Origin of the sequence: Vibrio sp. 397, assembly GCF_033339395.1 — a bacterium.
Classification (GTDB): Bacteria; Pseudomonadota; Gammaproteobacteria; order Enterobacterales; family Vibrionaceae; genus Vibrio; species Vibrio alginolyticus.
Map to the genome: position 1 here is coordinate 152,599 of NZ_JAWOUN010000010.1, position 23,063 is coordinate 175,661.

The following is a 23,063-nucleotide window of genomic DNA, read 5'->3' on the forward strand; positions in this document are numbered from 1 at the left end:
ACATCCGTATAGTTGTTTGTACCGGTTCGCTTAGAAACAGATTAAATCCGAATCAATCGCAACGAACAAATAACAAAGTAGTAATGAAATAGAAATGAAACAAACACTTTCTTATGCAACCAGTGGTATTAATGCTCACATTTTGAGCTGAGTCACAAAAAAATAGGGAACTTTTCATTCCCCATCATAAAATCTGTGGCTTTTTACGTGTCACATCTCCCAACGTGCGAGTGGCTTCTCAGTTTTGATACCCTTACTGCCCCAGCGGTCAATAACATCAATTTGCAGTATGCGGCTCGGTTTAATAAGCGATGTCAAGGTTTTCGACGGTCGTTTATCCGTCACTAACCATAGCGTTTTATCTTGTTCAAACTGAGCTTTTAAAGATAATTTGTCTTCTTCTGTCCACTCAAATTCCGGCTTAAATTCGCGCCCAACCACAAACAATTGGTTGCCAGAGGCAAAGTCCTCTAGTGACTCACTCATCAGTACCACTGAATCGATGCCTTTATCGAAGATCTCTGCCTGTTGTTGGTTGATCAGTTCACGCACATTGAGCATAAGAGCCTGTTGATTCGTTTGAATCGTCTTTTGGTGTTCAGGATATACACGTTGTAGATCCTCTCCAACAATACCCGCCATTCGGATTAAGTTTGTAGGGTTAAGCCACGCGTACTTCGATGTTGACCCGTTTTCCAATGTCAGTACTGCAACTCCTTGAGCTCTAGGAGAAATGGCCTGCGATGCATCGATTTCAATCAAGTGAATGTTGCCCTGTCGAGCGTAAACATAAGTCGGGTCTTGTTTCCAAATCGCACCAAGAGTAATAGCAACCGTCGCGGCTTGACCCACTTGCTTAACTTGCTCTGTACCTTTATTTGCGAACCAGTTCTCAAGACGCTCAACGCCGTAACGCTTTGGAGGCAGATACTGAGTCTCTATCCCTGTACCTTTCATGAGTTGCTCAGACAACATGTACGTGACGGGAGTGCTGGTTAAAATGTCTTTGGCGCTTGCCAACGATGGAAGTGTTGTCGCTATAACCAAACCAAAAGTTATCGCTAATTTTTTTATCTTCATGTTCATTACTTTATAAAAAGGGTTACGCTTTTTGGATAATTCGGTAAACCGTTGCTGTTAGGAAAAATGCCGCAGAAACAATGATGATGGATGCGCCTGATGGCACTGGTAGCTCAAGCTCCATCGGCAGTATGGTTCCTACTAAACACGCAATGGTTGCCAATAAAGAAGAAAGGAGAACAAAACTGCCCATGCGTTTAGTCAATAACCGAGCCGTTGCACCAGGAATCAGTAGCAATGCACCAACCAATACAGCGCCAATAATCTTTACCGCGGCGATGGTGACCAAGGTGATCATCATGACAAATAAGTAATCATAAAAGCTGGTATTAAAGCCGCGTACACGTGCAATATCCGGGCTAATACAAGTCAGCAAAATGCGGTTAAACGTTGGAATAAGAAGCAGTAATATGATCAAACAACTGATCGCTAAAATAAGGATATCGTTGTCCGTCACAGTCAAGATCGAGCCAAACAACACGTTCTCCAACATGTGAATGTTGATCTTGCGAGCAACGTACATTAACAGCGCAGCACCAACCGCTAACGCTAGTGCAAGAAAAACCCCAACCAGTGTGTCGTAAGGTACATTCGTACGATTACGAACAAAGTGAAGCAACAGCGCAAAAATCATACAAAAGCTAAACAATCCGATGATCGGATTCTCTGGCGGCTCACCGAGCAACACACCAATCGCGATTCCGGTAAGCGCAGCATGCCCAACCGCTTCAGAGAAAAAAGCCAGTCGCTTGGCGATGACTAATGTACCAAGACCACCAAGTAATGGTCCTAATATCAGCGCTGCCACAATTGCGTTCACCATGAAAGCATAAGAAAAGCTATCGCTTAACCATCCAGCTTCAACGCCGCTAACCGCTAACTCTCGCAACCAATCCATTATGCAGCCTCCACTTTTGCTGTGTAGTGCTTGAATAATGTTTCTATACGATCAGGACTTAGAACATCTGAATGGTGCCCTGACGCCACAATTTGACGATTTACAACATGGACCTGCGCATCTAAACGGCGCACTGCGGTCACGTCATGGTGTACTGCCAGTACCGTTTTGCCTTCTCCAACGACTTCATGAATCAAGCCTTCAAGATATCGAACACCTTGCTCATCCATGCCAGTTGTAGGTTCGTCTAAAACCAATAAATTGGGCTCATCCAGTAAAGCTTGCGCAAACAAAACACGCTGTTGCTCACCGCCAGAGAGTTGCCCCATACGACGGTCGCTACGCGTTGCCATACCCACGCGATCCAGCTGGGCCAGGGCATGTTGAGTTTGTTTCGTTTTACGTCGCCAAAATAGAGGGATACGGGTTTGGTTAAGCAGTACAAAATCCATCACGGTTAACGGGAGGCTTGCTTCAAACATCGCTTTTTGTGGCACATACCCTATCTTCCCCGATGCAGCTGATGGCTCTGGCCAATTGAGTGCAATGTTTCCCGAAAACGGCGTAAGTCCAAGTACCGAACGAAGCAAAGAAGTTTTCCCACCACCATTCGGTCCCATAATCACGTGACATTTCGCGTTCTCGAATTCGGCGCTGATATTCTGCAAAATGATATTGTCGGCGTATTTTAGGCCCACGTTACTTAAGGAAACGGAAGGTCCAGTCATTACGCCTTTTCCCCTGCTCGCTTACTCGCCACAAATTTCATGGCTTCGATTAGTGTTTCCACATTATCTCGCATCTCAACCTCAACTTTATCGGCCTCATACTCACCGTGAGTCATGTGAGAAAAGCGATAAAGCTGCACCCCAGTCGCCTCTTCGATGGTATCAACAAAGCGATTCGGCATATTGAGCTCATAAAACAGAACATCAATGCCCGATTCACGAATTTTCTCTATCGTTTCCTGTAGCTGACTTGCACTTGGTTCTACACCATGAGCAGGCTCAATGACAGCGGCAACGTCAACACCAAACTCCTGAAGGATATATCCGTAAGCATTGTGGGTTGTCGCCACCTTCATACCAGCCGTGTCCAACTCACCAAGAGACAACATTGCATCACGCTTCATCAGGCGAAATGTTTTCGCGTATTTACGGGCATTTTGGCGATAGAACGCAGCATTGTCTGGGTCCAATTGGCTTAGCTCACTCGCGATGGTGTAAACCTTTTGAATGGTTGTTGATAGACCGACAAAGGTGTGAGGGTTCACTGCTCCTTGACCAACAGACTGCCCCATAGCGGGCAATAAAGGCACTTCTTTGTTCGCTTCGATAACCACGAGATCATCACGCTGAGAAGCCTTGATCACTTTCAGTGCAAAATCGTCATGACCAATACCATTGATCACTATTACGTCCATTTCATTTAAGCGTTTAAGATCATTAGGTTGTGGTAAATAGTTGTGAGGATTAAAACCAGCATCAACCAAAGGAATGATGTCCGCCTTCTCACCCACAACGGCTTTAACATAGCTGTAATAAGGTTGTAGCGTAATACCAATACTGAGTTTTTCGGCAGCAAAGCCTGTAGAAGACACCGCCAATAACGCGGTGGCTGTAAGAATACGACGTAAAAGAGAGCGTTTGATCATAGTACTTATCAATTATGTTGTCTTAATGGGCGTGAGAGTGGGAAGAAGAGCCTGACAGAACGATTTGTTTCCAGCCGAAATCGTGGCGTTTAGCTAGATCGCTTAGTCCCTCCACATTTAACGAACGGCTAGAATCATTAAACCAAATATCAGCTTGAGAACTGCGGCTATCCAACAGCATGGAAGCAGAGCCTTGGGCACTGGTCTTCACGCCAATGTAGACACCGTCATCAATTCGTTGCCACTGATGAGAACCTTTACGCTTCCAGTTTTGGTCTTTCACGAATGGAGCAATCCAAAGCGCCTCCATGTCAGAGACCTCAGGCCAAGTTCCAGTTTCTAGCTGCAAATCACGAATCTCTTCATGAGCGAGCTTAAGCTCAGCGATCAACCCCAACTCATTTTGATGTAAATCCGTGATTAACACTTGATGAGACTGCATGTCTGGCTTTTCAGTCGCGACCTGATGGTAGGGCATAAGTATGGCTGCTGAACTGAGAATTGCTGCGATTGTCAGTGCGACCCACTTTCCTTCTCGGTTACCATCATCAGGGCGAACTTTCTGTACACTCATTTCTCTTTCAGCTCAACGATATCCACTTCCACCGGGCTTTCATGTCCGGCATCAAATACCAAATAGAAATCTGTTTCAGGGTGAGTAAATTCTGCGATGGAACGCTTATCTGTTTTTTCTTTGGCGATCAGATTGTCGTCGTAATCGTACATTTCGACATCGTAGTCGACCGCTGTCGATCCATCCGAGTAGCCCGCTTCACAAATCACTTTATCTTGCGCCAAGTGACAGCTCATCAGAGGAAAATGTGCAGCAGCGTGAAAGGACGCAAATCCAGAAAAAAGCAAAACAGCTTTTAGAAGAGAAGTGTTATTCATGATAATTCCAAAATGGCCCAGCAATTGCTGAGCCTAATTCGATTAGTTAAGTTGAGTTTCAAACGTAAGATGAACATTGGCACTCGCTTTATCCGCCAATGGATTATCTTTTAATTCACCTTTGTAGTTCGCTTTCATTAAGTAGCGCCCAGCGACTTCTGGCGTGAAGATCACTTTGCCATCTTTATCGCTCACCACATCGATTTGTTCTTGATGGTTTCGGTACATGGTACCTTCACGTGTAATCTCAGCAGTAACGCCCTCTTGTGGCTCTCCGTTAAAGAAAAACTGGAAAGTCACAGGCTCACCTTCAATGATGTCCGATGGATGCGTGATCGGTTTCATCTCCAGCATTTTGCCTTCAATCTCCAACGCTTTGTCCGTTGGCATACCAACCGTAATGTAGCTTTCTGCTCGGGTGTAACTTAGTTGAGTAACCACATCACGCGCTTGCTCGGGAAGCACATCACCACGCTCAGCTTTGCTTGCTCGCGCCCATTTCACCGTATCACGACGGCCCGCTTTGTATTGTGTGTAGTAGCTCGGCTGATTATTAATCGCAACTTTGTGCGTGCCTTCTTCTGTAAAAAAGAAATCAAACATAGAGCGACGCTTGCCACGAACAACAAAGTTAGGACGCTCAGAGCGGCCATCCGGCATCACCACAAATGCCTGATCACTACCCGCAGGCTTATCAAAAACAAACGTTCCGTGAGAGGCAGTAACATCAAATGTCAGCCAGTCACCGCCTTCTTTAGAAACCGTAAAGTGAGAGGGCAGAACCCAACGTGGATGTGCTTGTGCGGTGGTGGTTACAGCCAATCCCATTGCCATTACACTCGCCAATGCCACTGCTTTCATTTTGGTTTTCATTGTTGTGTCCTTTAATCACTTAACTTGATAATTGACGGTGATGACACCCGTCTCTTGTGTTGGTTTAAGCTCATAGCGCACGTCACTATCCGCTAGCGTTATTTTTTGACGTAAGTAGTTTCGCCCACCGTGTTCACGAACGACTTCGACGTACAACGTGTAATTTCCTTGTTCCAAACGCTCCCCTGAGTCATTGGTTCCATCCCAGACAAAGCGGTAGTGACCTGCAGGACGTGTTGCAGAAGTCACCGCATCAACAAGTTCACGATCATAACGACCCGCTTTTCTCCACCAGCTGCGTAGATCTTTTAACCATTCGTCTTTCCCTACCCATAACTGAATGGTTTTAACCGGTTTACGCTGATCGTTTTCAACCCAAACCGCCACATAAGGGCGTGCATACATTGAGGTATCTATCTTTGGAAGTTCGAGTTCGAAGTCGACCTTCGCGTTATCTGGTATAGGCGCCGCGGAAAGAGAGAAAGGAGCAAAAACCGCGATCAAAGCGGCTTTACAAAAGTGATTACGGCGGAAAAATCTTCCTGTGTTCAACATAAGTGTTCTCTAAAAAAGCTGTTATGGAACAGCAACAAAATAAATTACGAGCGACAGTAACGTACCAAAGCTCATCCATTGCATTGACGTTCTGAGCGTCTTCTTCTTAGGCAGTAATAAGCACACGCCTGTAAGAACAAAAAACACCATCAAAAGCGCAGTGACGTCGATAAACCACTTCCAAATCCCACCACTGTTGCGTCCTTTATGTAGATCGTTCAGCAGCGCAACAATACCGTAGTGCGTCGTTTCGACGTCTGCTGCACCAGTAGTCATATCAATAAAGACCGTAGCGTTATAACCCGGGCCTTTAAAATCCATAGAAAGCTCTCCGAGTAACAACTCACCTTGCTCAACTTCGGTATACACATCTAGTGCGGAGGGAGTGCCGCGAAGCTCGGTTTCTTTAGTCAAGAAAGCCACCAGCCCTTCACGATTAGGTTGAAAGGTATCTGAATGTGAGAATAGAACTGAGTGCGGAACCGTCAGAGTATGTTGTTGAATGATAGGTTCACTGCGTTCAAACAATTCGGGGCGATTGAGGGTAATACCAGTTACTGCAAAAAACAGCGTAACTAAGAGAAGAGCCATCGAAATATAGATATGTAGGCGGCGAGCCCAAGTTTGAACACCTTTGCTTTTAAGCAACATAGAAACAATCATCACCAATAAATGTGGGGCATAATTTAGGTGATAATCATTCGTATTGGCATTTAATTTACATTGTTTACTTTTTCAATTCAGCTTGGCTTGCAAATGTTTTAGCTATTTGGGCCAATGCGAGTTACCGATTGCCTACCCTCTAGATAATAACCCTATCAATTTTAATGACTCAAAATTTAATGATATTTCCAATACTAAAAAGTGGGATAGACTCCACCAAAATGCGCCTTTATGTATATTTAATGAAAAGCTTAAAAGCTATCCATAAACTAGATAAAAAAGGTAAGCTAAGAAGTTAGTGTAGGGTTAGATAGAGAAGATTTTCTGCTGCTAGCCAAACGTTATGGTGTAGTTCAGAAGGAAAAATATGAACAAGAATGTTGGAATAATTCTCTTATCACTTTTCTCAAGTGTCACTTTCGCAAGTGAAAAGTTTGAAGCCAGTTTGTTTAACAACGTAAGCCAATCTATCGATAATTATGGTGCTAAGATAAAGCTGTGCGAATCTATGGCAGACCAGAATACACCTGACAAACAAACCCTAGAGTATTCAAAGAACCATATAGAAGCATTAACTCCTGTTCTACCTTTTTTAAGCGAAAAAGCTTTTGAAGCTTGTGTCTTAAAAGAGAAACAAGAACTAGCATATTACTTATTAATAGCAAAAAATAACGCTTCAAGAACCTCAACATTAAAGCTTGTAGAATCGACTGAAAGCCTTACTTTTCATATCGAACCTACATCTATAGAAAAGTTTGAAACACTGAGCAAAGTACATCAAGAATATATAGAGAAAAGCCCCTTTTTCTCCCGACCATTTGATGCGTTAGCCTTTTATGAAAAACTCATGCAGTAAATAGCCTTTATGACTTTAGACAAAAAATACCCGAGACTGAGCTCGGGTATTTAATAAAAATGTTCGCTATGAGTTCTGCGTCGATTCTACTTTGCGTAGCTGAGATAGATACTTAACCCAACTTTTTGCCTGATTCGATGGCTTAATCTCATTCGCTCTTTTGGCATTAGCGAGCGCATCGTCAAACCGCTTAAGTTTGTAGTAAGCGCGAGTTTTGATAAGTGCAACATCCGCTTTACGACCTCTGACATTATCGAGCGCGGCAATGGCATCTTTATAATGGCCTTCTTGCACCAGCAGTTGAGAATAGTTCCAGTAATACTGCCTATCTAGCTGAGCTGCAATACGCCAGCTATCAATAGACTCTTCCCACTCTTTTGCCATTTGCCAATACGTTGCTTGCTGAGCTTTTAGCTTACTATTCGAGTTTACATCCTCTAGCTCGTTCATCACCAATGCAGCTCTCTCAGGAATACCTCGTTTCGCGTACAATTGTGCCAGCAGCTTTAAGTCATCTTGGCTAAGTTGTAACCCTTTCAGTTTTGCCAACGCCAAAGAGTCTAGGGCACGTTTGTTGTCATCAACCCGTAGATATAGAGCAACAAGCTGACGCCACCATTCAATTCGCTCAGGTTCAATCACTATTAAGCGTTTGATGGTCGAGATTGCCGGCTTCCACTTTTTCAGTTCTAGCTCAGCAGAAAGCTTTATCGACAATGCGCCAAGCTTGTCTGGCTGACCAAACTTCTCATAACGAGCCATTGCTGAAAGCACTTTTTGCCACTGACTCAGTTGATAATGAGATTGGGAAATACGCAGCCATAGTTCATGCGCTTTTTGACCTTTAGGAATGTTTTTGCTCAAGGCATAGTAATGAGGTAAAGCCTTAGAAAAACGTTGCTCGTTCAGCAGTATATCAGCCAACATTTTTCGGGTTTGCCATGCTTGCTCATCTTGTAGCAAACCACTATTGACTGCAAACTCAAGTTGCTTAATCGCCGCTTGAGTTTGCTCGTTCTGCCAGTAAAAAATACCCAACATTCGAGCGACATAAGCTTGGTCATATCCACGAGAAAGCTCCATAGCTTCAAGAGATGAAATCGCTTCTTTTAGTTTCTCCTCTTGAGCCAAGTTGTGTGCTCGTTGAACTCTCGCTGCGGTGTATTGGCTTAACTCACTGGCAATGGTTGAGAGTGCACTCAGGCTTAATACCGTACCGATTAAGAATTTTTTCATCATTTGGCTAACTTGAACTCCACTTTAGCGGTTTGTCCGAACTGCTCAATTGACACACCATCCTCAACTTTTGGCTGATACTTCCATTTTTTAAGCGCACGGATTGCTTCCCTTTCAAACATGCGCTCGGGCTCAGCCTCGATCACTTCAATATCTTTTGGTCGTCCAGTTGCATCGATCGTGAAACGCATAATGACATAACCTTCCACTCTACGTTTCAGCGCCTTACTTGGATAACGAGGATCAACACGATACAACGGCAGTGCTTGCTGGTTGCCCATTGTTCCCTTCAAGTTTGGGGCGCTAATCGCGATGCCTTCAAGGGCTGTGTTTAAACCTAAAGCACTGACTGGCGTCATCTGACTCATTGGTTCCATTTGAGTGTCAGCTTGAGACAGATCCATTGGCTCCGGCGCTTGAGGTGGTTCTGGTTGCTCCGGCACTGAACGTTGACGACGCTGCACGTCAGCTTCATTCTCTACCATCACCATATCAAAACGAACGGCTTCTGAAGCTTCTGGTGCACGCTGGTTGCCTTTATCAACCATCCACGCCATAAAGCTAAACAAGCTCACAGAAATTAACAGTGATGCTGGTAGTGCAAGTAACAGCCTGCCCATTAAGGTTTCTCCGCCGCCAATGCAATGTTCTTCACACCCGCCGCCTTTGCAGCGTCCATCACTTTCACGACAGTGCCATTGTAAGCATGCTCGTCAGCTTGGATAACTAACGAGGCATCAGGTTGATCAAGTAACAGGTGCTCAATAGAGGCCTCAACACGCTCAATATCAACCACTCGTTTGTCAATGTACACATCATTCGCTGCCGTTACTGCGATAAAAATGCCCGCGTCTTTTTGACTTACTACATTAGAAGCCTGGGGGCGATTCACTTCTACACCGGATTCACGTACAAACGAACTGGTCACAATGAAGAAGATCAACATGATGAAGACGATATCAAGCATCGAGGTTAAATCGACTTGAGCTTCATCTTGTTGGTTAGGTCTGCGTCCGAGTCTCACTTTTGACTCCTTAAAGATTGTTCTAACTGGATAGCTTTTCGTTCACACACTTTGCTAAGGCGAGCATGAATAAACATGCCCGCAAGCGCTGCTACCATACCTGCCATGGTTGGCAGCGTAGCAAGTGAGATACCAGAAGCCATCAATTTCGGATTGCTGCTGCCTTGCGATGCCATTACGTCAAACACCGTAATCATGCCTGTCACCGTCCCTAACAACCCTAGCATTGGGCAAACCGCCACAAGTAGCTTAATAGTCGATAGGTTTTGGCGTAGTTCGATTTGCGCTTTTGCAATCCATCCTTCACGGATTTGATGCGCGTACCAAGAGTGGTGCTCTGTTCTTGCGTGCCACTGCTCACAAAGCTGTTTTTTTACCCCAGGGAAAACCGTTGTGAGATAAATAACTCGCTCCATAACCAACAGCCAGCACACCGCCACGACGGCGGCCAGCCACCATAGGATTTGACCACCTTGCTGCATAAAGCTCATCAAGGTTGTGGCCCAATCCTCACTGATCAAACCCAATGTGCTGAGTAGGATCTGCTCCATTACGCTGCGTTCTCCGCTAAGGTGTTAGAGTGACTTTTGTTATTCTGCATATCACGCTCAGCTTGTTCTGCAACTAAACCGATGCCTTGTTTTTCTAAGATACTGCGAATATTTTCTGCTTGAGAGCTCAATACGTTGTGCGCTAATAGCAAAGGCATGGCTGAAACAAGGCCAAGTACGGTAGTCACAAGTGCCATCGAAATGCCACCCGCCATTACTTTCGGATCACCATTACCAAATTGAGTGATGACTTGGAAGGTTTCGATCATACCCGTTACCGTGCCTAGTAGGCCAAGCATAGGAGCTAGAGCAGCAAGAAGCTTAAGCATCGACAACCCTTTTTCTAGGTGGGTTTGCTCATCAACAACGGCTTCCAAAAGACGTAGTTCTAACGCTTCTACGCTGCGATGCTTGTCTTTCTGGTATACCGCAAGCACGCGACCCAAAGGGTTGTTTCCTGGCTGCGCTGGGGTTTTCAGTTGCTTCATGATTTTCTGGCGCGAAATCATCAGAGATGCACCACGTACGAGCGCAATCAATAGGCCGATAGCCAATAAACCAAGGATGATTTTGCCGACAACGCCACCCGCATTTAGGCGATCAGCCAAAGTCGGTGAGTTTGCGAGCTGCTCAAGAAGAATGCCACGTGACGGATCTATGACAAGCGCATCAATGTCACCAGAGGAAATAGTATTCGCTGTTGGACCGCTTTCAGGCTGACGAAGATAGTTTACCGCATCTCCGCGTTGACCATTCCACTTAACGTAGCCAGTGTCATCCAGCAGCGCCATAGAACCAAGACGAACACCACTAACCGTTTGTTCACGACCCTCGCCATTTAGCAGTGTGAAAGAGACGTTTGCCATTTCACCGCTTGCTTTGATTTGTTCTTCCATGCTGCGCCACATCGCCTGAAGTTGGGTCAACGTTGGCAGTGATTTAGCCGCAACAATAGCATCGATATCTTTCTGATATGAGTTTGCATCTACACCGGTTACTGAGCTTTTTAGCTCAGACTCTAGCTCTTTTGCGTTCTGGCGAACGACGCCAAATAACTCACCTAGGCTCCCGGTTTCTAGACGCAACTTTTCTTCTAGCTGTGCCAGTTCTGCTTCATTTTCACCGAAGGTAACACTTAATGAGTCCGCCTCTGCTTGAAGAGCAGCACGCTCTGCCACCAATTTATTCTTTATAGCCTGTAGGTCTTGCTCTGTTTGCTTAAAACCTGATTCACGCGCGACATTGTGCGATTGCTGTTGACGATTTTCTTGCTGCGCCTTTTGTAACAACGCATCACTAGCAAAAGTTGTATAAGGCATTAATGCGGCTGTCGAGATTAATGCAACCGATAACCATTTTTTCATCATTTATTTGCCCTCCGCAGCGGTTAACGACACTGGCAGAGTCAACATACTCGGCGCGATCTGTTTATTCGCCATAGCGAACGCTTTGTCTAGCTCTGATTTTTGCTCAGAACCCACTTGTTGCCATGCTTGTTGTTGCTGTGACCAGCTCCAAAATGTGTCACCAGATAAGCTACGCGCTACCAAAGACAAACGGCCTAAATAGAGAATGTCCGCCTCCACAGCTTCATTGTCACCCAGGTTAATCTTGCCTTGGTAAACGCCAAGCTTGGTGCCGTAATCCATTTCAATTTGGTACGCTTCTAAAATACGACGAAACTTCTCTGCATCCGCAACGTCTGCACGCGTCATCATGGAATCCAGCTTTGCAATTCGCTCCTCACGTTGCGCTTTGCGTATAGGCTTGTCGTTAGCGACGAGCACTTTTAAGCCCTCAAGCATGTGATACATTAAAGGCACGACACCTTGACGAGTTTGAGCAATCTGTTCAATTTGCTCGTTCAAGCTATCAACTTCTTGATTTTGGCTCTCAACAAGGCTTGCAAGATGATCGCGATAAATCTTCAAGTTACCGACTTCTTCTTGCAGCTGCTCAATTTCAGCTTCTAGAGTAAGTGATTTTTCTGCGCTTGCATCAATACGTTTTTGGCTTACCGCCGACGACTGGTTTGTTTTACTCTGCACAGCTTGTGCATCGTTTAAGTTCGCCGCGTGAGCGGGAATCAAAACCGATGATATCAACAGAGCGATACTTGATTTCATTAGATTCATACGAGTTATATTTCTGTGTTCCAAAAACGACCAAAGGGGAAGACTACCCTTCCCCTTTAATAATCAAATTGTTATCAGTACTTGAACTGGATTGTTGCCATGTAGTTGCGGCTTTCTCCAACCACAACCCCACTCGCACCTTTTTGCTCGCCATTCGTGCTACCACCACCTGCGAAGTAGTCGGTATCGAATAAGTTCTCGACATTGAATCGAGCAATGATATCCAAGTTTTCATCGTACTTATGTTTGTATGACACGCCCATATCAACGCGAGCGTAGCCATCTTTCTTGAAGGTGTTCTTTGCATCACCGTAGCGATCACCTTCATAAATCAAACCAAGGTTTAAGTTAGTGTTGTCTTGAACCTTGTAGCTAGACCATAGACTTGCCGAGAACTCTGGCACGTCTACAGGGCGGTTACCTTCATATCTTTCTGCCTTCTTAAGCTCTGCATCCAAATACATTGCAGAAGCGGTTAGCGACAACTCTGGGGTCACAAAACCTTGGGCCATTAGCTCAGCACCTTTGTGAACTTGCTCACCGCCTTGCGTTTTCTTGTGTAGGAGATTGCCGCCCGCGTCTTTGCCGCTTTCAACATCCAGCGAGATGTTCTCTAACGTGATATCAAACACAGCACCAGATACAAATAAACGCTGATCAAACAGTTCCCACTTCGTACCGATTTCATAAGAGATACCACGCTCAGCGTCGAGTTTCTCACCTTCATTGATGTAGGTACGACTACCGTTGCTGACTTCACCTTGAGGCATGAAGCTTTCAGAATACTGAACGTAAACCGAGCCATTCGTCGATGGGTGGAATATCACACCTAACTTTGGAGAAACTTGGTTTTCGGTCAGTTCATCATCACGCTTTTCGTCATAACGAACACCTGCAAGCACTTGCCAGTAATCATTAATCGTCATCATATTTTGCGCGTAGATACCCCAAGTATCGTACTCAGCTGTTGGTGATTTCCTCGAACTACTATAGCTAGGCTTAGGCACCGTTTCTCCTGGCGCAATACTCGCCTCATTATGAAATGCCATAAAGCGATCATAACTGTAGTCTAAGTAGTTAGCGCCCACTAACAACGTGTTTTCCGTACCGAACAAAGTAAAGTCCGTCGCCACATCTATATATGCAGTATCAAATACCCAATTATCGGAGCGATCGTTGCCTCGATGCTTAATCGTATTTAACTCTTCATACTGATCAAACTTAGGGTAAGACTCTACATCAAAACGCTTAAAGTCTTGGCGGTTGTAACCTGCTTTTACGTTCACGTTATCCGTGACTTGCGCATTAATATCGACACCGTAGTTTTCTACTTCGTTATCAATTTCAGACCACTGCGCATCCCAAATGTACTTATCACCGCGAACCGCTTTGCCATCAACAATGTATGCGCCAGAGTCTACGCTACCATCGTCTTTCGTGCGATCGTAATGCGCTGACACCATAAAGTTGTCGGTGATGTCGTACTCAACCACTAGGCCCGCTACCGTACGATCTGTTCTAGGCTCAGTGCCATCACCGTACCTGCGCCAAGAGCCGTAGCTTTCTTTGGCAAAAATTGCGCGCGCTCGCAGTGTCTCTGCATCATTTAGCGCGCCACTCACATCAAGCACAGTGCGTGAGTGATCATTCGAACCTAGATCTTGACTCAAACTTGCTTGTGTTTGAGTTGTTGGTTTTTTCGAAACCATGTTTACCAAACCACCCGGCTCAGATTTACCGTATAGCAGACCTGATGGACCTTTAAGCACTTCAACACGCTCTAAAAGCTCAATTGGCTGACGGTAGTGTGACCAATGTTGACGACCATCACGAAGAAAACCGTCTGAACTGCTAAGTTCAAAACCACGCAGAGAGAAACGTTCGCGGTTACGGCTTGTACCACCCGCGCTAACACTTGCATCGTTACGTAGCACTTCACCAAGTGTACTTGCACGCTGCTCATCAATTACCGTTTCATCGATAACCGCTACTTGTCCCGGCGTTTCCAGCTGCGTCATTTCCATGCGCATTGCTGTACTGTTTGTATCTGCCTTGTAGCCGAACTCTCGACCTTCTACAACTACATGTTCGTCTGTTTGAACTTCCGCCACTGCAGGTGTTGCTAACACTGCACCGATCACTAACGCCAAATGGCTCTTAGTAAACATATCCTTTCACTCCGATTATTATTTTTCGGGTCACATACTTGTTGAATGCGATTCCCTCTTAATTATTTCGCGGGTGAATATAAGTGATAAGTATTACCATTTGCATTAAATTTACATTCTTTGCATTTGCAAACTTTTGTAAAGTACTCTCTGATGATGCGCCATGATAATGTGATATTAATCACAAAAATTACGACTTAATCATACTTATTGCTTGAACACTAAAGTAACCCTCAGACCACCTTGCTCACGGTTTTTCGCCGTAACTGCTCCACCCATAATACGCATGGATTCTTTGACAATCGCAAGACCTAAACCGTAGCCACCAAGCTTTTTATCTCTAGAAGCATCTAAGCGTGTAAACGGATCAAAAATATCGACCAGCTTGTTATCTGGAATACCAGGCCCATCATCAGATACTGACATGATGGTGAACTGCTGCCCTTCTTTGACATAATTTTCCAGAGAAACTTCTATCTGAGATGCTTGTCCTGAATATTTAATGGCATTACCAATAAGATTGTTCAAACAACGAATGACCAGCGTTTCTTCACAAATGGCTTTAGCACATACAGCTTCTGAGCGGAAAGACAACGTCTGTTCTGACTTCAAATCTATTTTGCAACGTTCTACTTGCGGGGAGAGCAAAACTTCTAAATCACAGCGTTTCGTGGCTTTGTCGAAGCGCGCATTTTCCAAGCGACTGAACTCCAATATATCGCTGATCAAATGGTTCAGCTCTTTTGCTTCATCTTCTAGCCTTGTCACTAGGCTTTGCTCACTTTCTCCAACACGCTTTCGCAAAAGATGTAGAACCAAGTTCTGCCTCGCTAACGGCGTTCTCAATTCGTGAGAGACATCTCTTATAAGCAGTCGCTGCTTTTCAGCGAGAGAATGAATCTGTTGCGTCATGTGATCGAAGTCTTGCGCTAACTCGTTAAACTCACGCGTGCTCGACTTCAGCTCTTTCACGACACTGACATTAAAATCGCCATTAGATAGCTTTTTGCTTGCTTCTCTCAATCGAGCCAATGGTTGCTGTAAGTTACGTGCCATTAGCAGCGAAAAGAGCGCCAAAATAACCACTGCAATCACAACTTTGAGAATAGAGAAATACAGAATGAAGTCATTTGCAGGGTGCAGTCGATGTGGCAATTGAATCACTAAAGTATTGCCATGAACTAAAGGAATATTGATGATGGGGCGATTCACTTTCCCCTCAAGTTGATCATCAATGCTCCTCTTAAATTGAAGTTTGAACTCGAAGTGCGGATGCATCAGACGGTGCGTAACTGGTTGCTGATGTTCATTCAACACAAATAAATAAAAGTTTTGCGCATTTGCCCAGTCAGCAAGTTCGTCCATGTCTCCGTGCTCAATCAATACATTGGCTTGATGTGCAAGGTCTAGCATTTCTTCTCGCACACTATCGGGCACTTTCAACATGGCTTTCACCAGAGCTTGTTCCGCTAAGGATTGCACGACCAAAATACTAATGACAATTGCGGTCATGCAACTAAATAACTTGAACGCTAAGCTATCTTTACGTTTTGCAATAAAAGGTGGACACCGGAGCTTCATTAACGGTTTACAGCCTCTAAATAACTGTAACCTTTGCCACGGAAGGTTTTGATATGTTGCTTGGAAAGCCCCGCTTCAACTAACTTGCGACGTATGTTACTGATGTGCATATCAAGGTTGCGATCAAAAGGACTCAGCTCTTTCTTTAACACTTCAGTTTGAAGCTCTGCTTTTGAAATCACGACTCCTTGGTTTTTTACCAAGTAGCTCAATAGTTCAGCTTCCGTACTTGTGAGGGGTAAGCTATTAAGCTGGTCACTGATCGTTTGAACGGTACTACACATCGTCTGACGTTGACGTTCCAAGCCAACACGACGAAGAATCGCTTTGATGCGCATTAGAAGCTCAGCGACATTAAAGGGCTTTCCGATATACTGATCGGCCCCCGCTTGGTAACCATCAAGCATCGAGTTTTCATCGTTGAGAGCGGTAAGCAATAGGATAGGTGTCGCGAAGCGCTGACAGATCCTACGAGCAACTTGCATACCGTTAAGGTTTGGTAACATGACATCAAGCAATACAAGATCTACAGGCGTTTTTTCCATATATTGCAGCGCACTTTCACCGCAATGTACAGAAGAGACGATGTAGCCCTCCTCTTGCAAAACCGCTTCTAACAGCTCGCACAAAGGAACGTCATCATCGACTATCAAAACTCGTGACATTACCACTCACCATTCAAATAAAAATGGTTCGCATTTTATTACTCATTTACCAATTAAACAACTACACACTTTAAGGCTTTAAGTCCACAGGACTCAGTCCAAGAAGCAGCAACGTACTAATTAGAGTTTAATGTTCACTTGTACTAAAGGTTCCTAACAATATGCACCTAGATATATCTTCATAGAAAAAACGAGTACAATCTGGCAACCGCAAAGCAAAAGATAAAGCGAATGGAAACGTTATTAATTGGTCACCGTGGCGTGGCAGGTTCATACCCTGAGAATACAAAAATAAGCATTCAAGCAGCCATTGACCTGGGATTAAAGTGGGTGGAAGTGGATATACAACCTACCAAAGATAATGTTTTAGTGGTTTGCCATGATCATACCGTCAATCGATGCAGCAATGGACAAGGGCGTGTTGATGAGCTCACCCTGGAAGAGTTAAAAGCATTAGATTTCGGTAGTTGGTTTAGCACAGACTTTTCAGGCGAGAAGATCTTGACACTAGATGAACTGCTCACTTTAGCTACTGAGAATAAGCTTAACTTGAATATTGAAGTTAAAGTAGACAACCATCCAGCGGAAGAAGTGGCGCAGACTCTAGCCAATGCGTTAGCAAAAAGTCCAATGCCGCAAGAGAATGTACTCCTATCCAGCTTTAGTCATGACGTCATTAGAGCGATGCACAAATACTGCAGTGGCTGCCGATTGGGTGTGTTAAGTGAATTCTTTACGAGAAAAGATAAACGCCTTTTGGAAGAAGTTAGTGCCTATAGCTGCAACCTAAACATTAACTGGGTTCGCACTCGCCAGATAAACAAACTCCAACAAGCCGGTTACAAAGTGATGTGCTATACGGTGAACAATCCAAATAAACTGAAATACCTGCCTCAGTTAGACGGTATTTTTAGTGATCATCCACAGCGCTTTATGCCATAGCCTATAAGAGCCAGAACATTAAAGGGGACCTTTTATTACCACTCAATCTGAATTGGTGTCCCCATCTCGACGAGCTGGATAAATTCGTCCATTTCCTCGTTGGTAATCGCAATACACCCATTAGTCCAATCAAAACTTTGGATGTAAATCGGCAACTGACTCTCACCGTTTTTTAAGCCATGAATTTTGATGTTCCCTCCAGGGGAGACACCTCGGCGCCTCGCTTCCAACGTATCAATCGCATCAGGGTAACTGATATGCACAGAACGATAAAAAGCAGAGTCCTCTATAACATAATCTAGAGTGTACTCGCCCTCCGGCGTGCGATTGTCTCCCTCTTCTTGTTTATGTCCTTGCGGGTTCGCTCCTAAAGCAATTCGGTATTCTTTTAGCACTGCTCCTTGTTCCATCAAATACATTCGACGCTTAGACTTGTCGACTTTAACGAGGTCAACAGCTGCGTGAGTGCCCGAAGCAAACACACAACACAAGAACATAGAGAACCATTTTACTGACATTGTCGTAACGCCTAAGCTAATAAAGTGAACAAGAAAAGAGCGATAATGCTAGTCAGTTAATGCTCGTAAAGCAAACAGTATCTAATGCGGAACCGTAAGATAGCACTCGCTGAAAGGCGTACTTCTTATCGTTATTTGATACAACAAAGTCAAAAAGAAGATTTCTCTATTCATTGCGGCTAAGTTGCATTACTTTATAAGCATATTTATTTATAAAGTCCGTACTTTTTGAGAGGGAACCATGATTAACATTGCTTTTTTTAGTGCAAAATCCTACGACGAAGCCTCTTTTAATAAAATTAAAAATAACCGCGATTTTGAATTTCACTATCACGACTTCCGACTAACCGAAAAAACAGCCAAGATGGCGCACGGCAGTGATGTTGTATGTGCGTTCGTTAATGATGATCTTTCAGCTCCTGTCCTTAAACAGCTTTCTCTGGGCGGGACCAAACTTATTGCTATGCGCTGCGCGGGATTTGATAAAGTTGATCAACAAGCAGCCAAAGAACTAGGTTTACAAGTGGTTCGAGTTCCTGCTTACTCACCAGAAGCAGTGGCAGAGCACACGGTTGGTTTAATGATGTGCCTAAACCGCCGTCTTCACAAGGCCTACCAACGCACACGTGACGCCAACTTCTCGCTAGAGGGTCTTGTTGGCTTTAACTTTTACGGAAAAACTGTTGGTGTTATTGGTACGGGTAAGATTGGTATCGCGACGATGCGTATCTTCAAAGGGCTTGGCATGGAGCTGCTTTGCTACGACCCCTACGAAAACCCATTAGCGCTAGAAATGGGAGCCCGTTACTGTTCGCTTGAAGAAATCTACGCTAATGCGGATGTTATCTCTCTCCATTGTCCAATGAGTGAAGAAAACTATCACTTATTGAACGAAAAAGCCTTCGCGCAAATGAAAGATGGTGTAATGATCATTAACACCAGTCGAGGCGAGTTGCTAGATTCACTAGCGGCGATAGAAGCGTTGAAACAAGGTAAGATTGGTGCGCTTGGCCTAGACGTGTATGACAATGAAAAAGACTTATTCTTCCAAGATAAATCTAACGATGTCATTGTAGATGATGTTTTCCGCCGTTTATCGGCTTGTCATAACGTGCTGTTTACTGGCCACCAAGCATTCTTGACTCACGAAGCACTTAATAATATTGCCTCTGTGACGCTTGATAACGTCGAAGCCTTTTTCTCTGGTAACGTATCGGGCAATGAACTGATTAACTAAAGCCAGACAATCGAGAAGTATAGTAGAGCGTGTGATCTCAGCTATGCTATACTCCTCGACTATTTAAAATTTGAGTCAAATTACCATGAGCATAAAAACTGATATTCAAAAGCTGCACAACCGTTTAGATACATGCCAACGTAAACTTGATGCGGCACGTTCTCGTGGTGATCACGAAATGATTACAAAGTTCACGGATGAAGTAGAACAGCTTACCAAAAAGCTTAACCAGTTAAAGCACAAGCAAAACTATGAGCTGAACAAAGAACGTAAAAGCTTACTTGATATGCCTTTCTCTCGTGAAATCACCAAAGCAGAACAAGCGGACATCGGCAAACTGAAAAAACGCGTACGCGGCTTAGTAATCGTTCACCCATTAACAAAAGTTGGTAAAGAACTTCGCCTTGATGTGATGACAGGCTTTGCGCCAAAAGAGTTTTAAAACTCGCATTAACATTTATGGAGCCCAAGCATTTGCTTGGGCTTTTTATTTTGTACTGCTTCATTAGATTTCATCGAAATATCAATCCATAAGCTATTAAAAAGGCCAGCGACAAAAGCCACTGACCTATTTCGACCAATATCGTCCGCATTACATCTCCACGTTACGACAGTTGCTGCAACTTGCGCTCCACAACGGGATCATTCGGAACCAGCTGCTGAGCGACTTCCAAAAGCTGTACTGCATCTTGCGGGTTGTCATACTCATGCTTAAGTGCAATATCAACAAGTGGCTGAATATCGATTTGCGCTTGATGCTCCTTCACATGTTCTTTCTTTTCTTCAATTAGTACATTATGAGCGGTACTCAGTAAGTTTAAACGATGCTGTGAGCTCGCATTCGCCTTGTTAAGGCACTGATAGTAATCTTCTTTTAAGCGCAGCGTTTTGGTCTGATGACGAAACTGCGCTATATCTATCTTCTGATAACGTATAAAGTCTACGGCCACTTGCTTATAAAAACCGAATTTATTCAAATACGTCGCGTGGGTACCATGTCCCATCCCGAAGACTCTTAAGTGAGTGAGCTCTGGGTAGCGTTTGGCGTGAAGGCGGTCGATTTCATTAGTTGGATCATAAATGATATAGCCTTTTGCATCGCCAAGGTCGAGGTCGTGATACTTTCCTTCCCAATCAAATTGTTGGGCAAGTTCAGTACTTGGCCTATCATCCCATGGCACCAAAACTTTGTTTTTTGTGCTGACCGGGTGAAACATCAATACTTGATCCAACTTTAATAGATTAGAAAAGGCACCAATAGCAAAACCACCGCGGCTAAGTCCATAGCCTAAACGACATTCAAAGGGCTCAAGTAAAGTCGACAGTTGCTCTAGAAAGAAAATCAAATTACGGCTGCGAAACCAGTTACTTTTCCCAAGATGCTGAAATGAAATAATATTTACTTTTTGTTTCTGGGCTAAGCGATAACCCCAAGGCGCAAAGTCTGAGTGTAAGTCCTGTACTTGTAGATTCGTACCAGCAGGGGAAAAGGTGAACAACAACGGTTTATTGCGGTCGACAAACTCATACTTAACAAATACATCATCAAGTAAGTCCTCCCCGGACATCGGTAGCCTGGTTTGCTGTTCTTCACGAGAAAGAGCCAGCCATTCATCCAACCAGTACAGTAACTTCATTAATCCTCCATCTAAATTGCGCCTAGCAATTGTGTTAAAAATCTAGTTTTTAGTGTGTGATCATCTCCCCCTGGTTACAGGGGACTCTGATATCAGTCCTCTTTTAAAACAAAGCGTGAATTTGCTTATTAAATTGGTCAATATCTAAGGTTTGATGGCGAACAAACTCCTGCGCCACCAGATTAAAAAATTCTAATTTATCTAATTGTGTGGATTGAGTGCCGTGTCCCATACCGACGACTTTTAAATGGGTAAGCTCTGGATAACGTTCAGCATGAAGACGATCAATGCGATTGGATGGGTCATAAATAATATAACCTTTGGCATTGCCCAAATCTCGATCATGGTAGCCGCTTTCCCAAGCAAACTGCTGAGCAAGCTCAGTACTCGGCCGATCATCCCAAGGCACTAACGCTTTATTTTTAGTGCTAACAGGATAAAACAACAAAAGATGTTCTAGTTTCAGCAAGTTAGCGAACGCGCCAATTGCAAAGCCACCTCGACTTTGCCCATAACCCAAACGACATTTGAAGGGATGAAGCAACTCAGATAGCTGCTCTAGAAAGAAAATCAAATTCCGACTACGGAACCAATTACTTTGTCCTAAATGTTGAAAGGCAATAATGTTTACTTGTTGTTGTATTCCGAGCTCGTAGCCGCAAGGAGAAAAATCCGGAGTTAAATCTTGTACCTGCACATCAGTACCGGAAGGAGAAAATGTAAACAACAATGGCTTGTTAAGATCGACGAGTTCATACTTCACAAACACATCATCAAGTAAATCGTAGCCAGAGATAGGTAAAGCCATCTCTTGTTCTTGTTGAGTAAGAGCTTGCCATTCATCTAACCAGTAAAGTAGCTTCATTTTTTCTCCAAGTGCATCCGCAGTATTTAGACTGGAACTATATCAAAATGCGTTTAAGCATCCCACGTTGAGACTTAAGAAAGCTCTATTTGAAGCCCAAATGACACGTATGGAAATGTCTTCGATTGAAGGTATTACTGCGTAAACTAAACCCAATGTAGGTACGCAAAAACTTGGAGAAAGAGCTAGAGAAAAACCAATTAGAAGTTTCGATAACAGCGGTTAAAAAACAGCAGATACAAAAAAACCGCTGTAAGAACAGCGGTTTTTTTAAAAGTGGCGGAGAGATAGGGATTTGAACCCTAGATACGCTATTAACGTATGCCGGTTTTCAAGACCGGTGCTTTCAACCACTCAGCCATCTCTCCACAAATTGTTACTAAAACTTAGTCTTATACTATTGATGCTAATTTTTAGTTTTGCCTTCAGTTATACCAAGTGAAAAGGAAACTTGAAAGCGATGTTTAAAGCCTGGCGATGTCCTACTCTCACATGGGGAAGCCCCACACTACCATCGGCGCTATTTCGTTTCACTTCTGAGTTCGGCATGGAAATCAGGTGGGTCCAAAACGCTATGGTCGCCAAGCAAATTCTTTAATTCGGAAAGCTGTTTTTTTAATTCTCGTTCTTACACATTCAATGTTCTTTCATTGAGTCCATCAAAACCCCTTGGGTGTTGTATGGTTAAGCCTCACGGGCAATTAGTACAGGTTAGCTCAACGCCTCACAACGCTTACACACCCTGCCTATCAACGTCGTAGTCTACGACAACCCTTTAGGATACTTAAAGTATCAGGGAGAACTCATCTCAAGGCTCGCTTCCCGCTTAGATGCTTTCAGCGGTTATCGATCCCGAACTTAGCTACCGGGCAATGCGTCTGGCGACACAACCCGAACACCAGAGGTTCGTCCACTCCGGTCCTCTCGTACTAGGAGCAGCCCCTTTCAATTCTCCAACGCCCACGGCAGATAGGGACCGAACTGTCTCACGACGTTCTAAACCCAGCTCGCGTACCACTTTAAATGGCGAACAG

Annotated in this window: 25 protein-coding genes, 1 tRNA gene and 2 rRNA genes; 4 read left to right on the forward strand and 24 right to left on the reverse strand. The window is 44.2% G+C overall.

Going from position 1 to position 23,063, the window contains the following annotated elements:
* Nucleotides 1-210 precede the first annotated feature (210 nt).
* Genes R7P36_RS17145 through R7P36_RS17185 form a run of 9 tightly spaced genes read right to left on the reverse strand, consistent with a single transcriptional unit; the run spans nt 211 to nt 6,602 of the window.
* A complete protein-coding gene (locus tag R7P36_RS17145) occupies nt 211-1,080 on the reverse strand; it encodes a metal ABC transporter solute-binding protein, Zn/Mn family (protein ID WP_213899767.1) in 870 nt (289 codons plus the stop codon).
* A gap of 22 nt (nt 1,081-1,102) precedes the next feature.
* Nucleotides 1,103-1,978, reverse strand: a complete 876-nt coding sequence (locus R7P36_RS17150) for a metal ABC transporter permease (protein WP_005393560.1) — start codon at nt 1,976-1,978, stop codon at nt 1,103-1,105.
* Nucleotides 1,978-2,706 (reverse strand): metal ABC transporter ATP-binding protein, encoded by a 729-nt coding sequence (locus R7P36_RS17155; RefSeq protein WP_017635536.1) that lies wholly within the window; start codon nt 2,704-2,706, stop codon nt 1,978-1,980. Before R7P36_RS17155 ends, R7P36_RS17150 begins: the two co-directional genes overlap by 1 nt.
* Entirely contained in the window at nt 2,706-3,632 is a 927-nt protein-coding gene (locus R7P36_RS17160) for a metal ABC transporter solute-binding protein, Zn/Mn family (protein WP_171344285.1), read from the reverse strand. Before R7P36_RS17160 ends, R7P36_RS17155 begins: the two co-directional genes overlap by 1 nt.
* Before the next feature lie 22 nt (nt 3,633-3,654).
* A complete protein-coding gene (locus R7P36_RS17165; protein ID WP_047102839.1) occupies nt 3,655-4,206 on the reverse strand; it encodes a DUF6162 family protein in 552 nt (183 codons plus the stop codon).
* On the reverse strand, nt 4,203-4,523 hold the full coding sequence (locus R7P36_RS17170; protein ID WP_005374251.1) for a hypothetical protein: 321 nt from the start codon (nt 4,521-4,523) through the stop codon (nt 4,203-4,205). Before R7P36_RS17170 ends, R7P36_RS17165 begins: the two co-directional genes overlap by 4 nt.
* Nucleotides 4,524-4,565: 42 nt before the next feature.
* Entirely contained in the window at nt 4,566-5,396 is an 831-nt protein-coding gene (locus R7P36_RS17175; RefSeq protein WP_025768070.1) for a DUF4198 domain-containing protein, read from the reverse strand.
* A gap of 15 nt (nt 5,397-5,411) precedes the next feature.
* On the reverse strand, nt 5,412-5,951 hold the full coding sequence (locus R7P36_RS17180; RefSeq protein ID WP_213899768.1) for a DUF2271 domain-containing protein: 540 nt from the start codon (nt 5,949-5,951) through the stop codon (nt 5,412-5,414).
* Between the two features lie 21 nt (nt 5,952-5,972).
* Nucleotides 5,973-6,602 (reverse strand): PepSY-associated TM helix domain-containing protein, encoded by a 630-nt coding sequence (locus R7P36_RS17185; RefSeq protein WP_005374254.1) that lies wholly within the window; start codon nt 6,600-6,602, stop codon nt 5,973-5,975.
* Nucleotides 6,603-6,981: 379 nt separating this feature from the next.
* Here R7P36_RS17185 and R7P36_RS17190 point away from each other — a divergent pair, with 379 nt between their 5' ends.
* Nucleotides 6,982-7,470: a hypothetical protein gene (locus R7P36_RS17190; RefSeq protein ID WP_213899769.1), complete on the forward strand. Its 489-nt coding sequence runs from the start codon at nt 6,982-6,984 to the stop codon at nt 7,468-7,470.
* Between the two features lie 66 nt (nt 7,471-7,536).
* Here the strand turns inward: R7P36_RS17190 and R7P36_RS17195 are convergent, their stop codons facing one another.
* From R7P36_RS17195 to R7P36_RS17235, 9 genes are all read right to left on the reverse strand, one after another.
* Nucleotides 7,537-8,709 (reverse strand): tetratricopeptide repeat protein, encoded by a 1,173-nt coding sequence (locus tag R7P36_RS17195; protein ID WP_213899770.1) that lies wholly within the window; start codon nt 8,707-8,709, stop codon nt 7,537-7,539.
* On the reverse strand, nt 8,706-9,326 hold the full coding sequence (locus tag R7P36_RS17200) for an energy transducer TonB (protein ID WP_005374256.1): 621 nt from the start codon (nt 9,324-9,326) through the stop codon (nt 8,706-8,708). The genes R7P36_RS17195 and R7P36_RS17200 overlap by 4 nt, the downstream gene beginning before the upstream one ends.
* The gene (locus R7P36_RS17205; protein WP_005374257.1) at nt 9,326-9,730 is read right to left on the reverse strand and encodes an ExbD/TolR family protein; all 405 of its coding nucleotides are present in this window, start codon (nt 9,728-9,730) and stop codon (nt 9,326-9,328) included. The genes R7P36_RS17200 and R7P36_RS17205 overlap by 1 nt, the downstream gene beginning before the upstream one ends.
* Nucleotides 9,727-10,281, reverse strand: coding sequence for a MotA/TolQ/ExbB proton channel family protein (locus R7P36_RS17210; protein WP_213899771.1), 555 nt, complete (start codon nt 10,279-10,281; stop codon nt 9,727-9,729). Before R7P36_RS17210 ends, R7P36_RS17205 begins: the two co-directional genes overlap by 4 nt.
* Nucleotides 10,281-11,648, reverse strand: coding sequence for a MotA/TolQ/ExbB proton channel family protein (locus R7P36_RS17215; RefSeq protein WP_213899772.1), 1,368 nt, complete (start codon nt 11,646-11,648; stop codon nt 10,281-10,283). The genes R7P36_RS17210 and R7P36_RS17215 overlap by 1 nt, the downstream gene beginning before the upstream one ends.
* The gene (locus R7P36_RS17220; protein ID WP_005374260.1) at nt 11,649-12,416 is read right to left on the reverse strand and encodes a DUF3450 domain-containing protein; all 768 of its coding nucleotides are present in this window, start codon (nt 12,414-12,416) and stop codon (nt 11,649-11,651) included.
* Between the two features lie 74 nt (nt 12,417-12,490).
* On the reverse strand, nt 12,491-14,584 hold the full coding sequence (locus tag R7P36_RS17225) for a TonB-dependent siderophore receptor (protein WP_213899773.1): 2,094 nt from the start codon (nt 14,582-14,584) through the stop codon (nt 12,491-12,493).
* Nucleotides 14,585-14,791: 207 nt separating this feature from the next.
* Entirely contained in the window at nt 14,792-16,165 is a 1,374-nt protein-coding gene (locus R7P36_RS17230; RefSeq protein ID WP_213899774.1) for a sensor histidine kinase, read from the reverse strand.
* On the reverse strand, nt 16,165-16,830 hold the full coding sequence (locus tag R7P36_RS17235) for a response regulator transcription factor (protein WP_318122235.1): 666 nt from the start codon (nt 16,828-16,830) through the stop codon (nt 16,165-16,167). The genes R7P36_RS17230 and R7P36_RS17235 overlap by 1 nt, the downstream gene beginning before the upstream one ends.
* 231 nt (nt 16,831-17,061) lie before the next feature.
* On the opposite strand from R7P36_RS17235, the gene R7P36_RS17240 reads away from it, so the two are divergent.
* A complete protein-coding gene (locus tag R7P36_RS17240) occupies nt 17,062-17,772 on the forward strand; it encodes a glycerophosphodiester phosphodiesterase family protein (RefSeq protein WP_213899775.1) in 711 nt (236 codons plus the stop codon).
* A 35-nt stretch (nt 17,773-17,807) separates the two neighbouring features.
* On the opposite strand, the gene R7P36_RS17245 is transcribed toward R7P36_RS17240, so the two are convergent.
* Entirely contained in the window at nt 17,808-18,290 is a 483-nt protein-coding gene (locus R7P36_RS17245; protein ID WP_054574480.1) for a L,D-transpeptidase family protein, read from the reverse strand.
* Between the two features lie 241 nt (nt 18,291-18,531).
* Here R7P36_RS17245 and R7P36_RS17250 point away from each other — a divergent pair, with 241 nt between their 5' ends.
* Both R7P36_RS17250 and R7P36_RS17255 read left to right on the forward strand, forming a co-directional pair.
* Nucleotides 18,532-19,527 carry a 2-hydroxyacid dehydrogenase gene (locus R7P36_RS17250; protein ID WP_053350830.1) on the forward strand — a complete coding sequence of 332 codons (996 nt, stop codon included), beginning with the start codon at nt 18,532-18,534 and terminating at the stop codon, nt 19,525-19,527.
* An 85-nt stretch (nt 19,528-19,612) separates the two neighbouring features.
* A complete protein-coding gene (locus R7P36_RS17255; RefSeq protein WP_005374274.1) occupies nt 19,613-19,969 on the forward strand; it encodes a YibL family ribosome-associated protein in 357 nt (118 codons plus the stop codon).
* 163 nt (nt 19,970-20,132) lie between these two features.
* Here the strand turns inward: R7P36_RS17255 and R7P36_RS17260 are convergent, their stop codons facing one another.
* The 5 genes from R7P36_RS17260 to R7P36_RS17280 all read right to left on the reverse strand — a co-directional run.
* Nucleotides 20,133-21,164: a cytosolic protein gene (locus R7P36_RS17260; RefSeq protein WP_171342684.1), complete on the reverse strand. Its 1,032-nt coding sequence runs from the start codon at nt 21,162-21,164 to the stop codon at nt 20,133-20,135.
* Between the two features lie 103 nt (nt 21,165-21,267).
* On the reverse strand, nt 21,268-22,029 hold the full coding sequence (locus R7P36_RS17265) for a cytosolic protein (RefSeq protein ID WP_318122236.1): 762 nt from the start codon (nt 22,027-22,029) through the stop codon (nt 21,268-21,270).
* 277 nt (nt 22,030-22,306) lie between these two features.
* Nucleotides 22,307-22,397, reverse strand: a tRNA-Ser gene (locus R7P36_RS17270).
* A gap of 101 nt (nt 22,398-22,498) precedes the next feature.
* Nucleotides 22,499-22,615 (reverse strand): 5S ribosomal RNA (rrf, locus tag R7P36_RS17275).
* A gap of 94 nt (nt 22,616-22,709) precedes the next feature.
* A 23S ribosomal RNA gene (locus tag R7P36_RS17280) occupies nt 22,710-23,063 on the reverse strand; the annotation flags it as partial.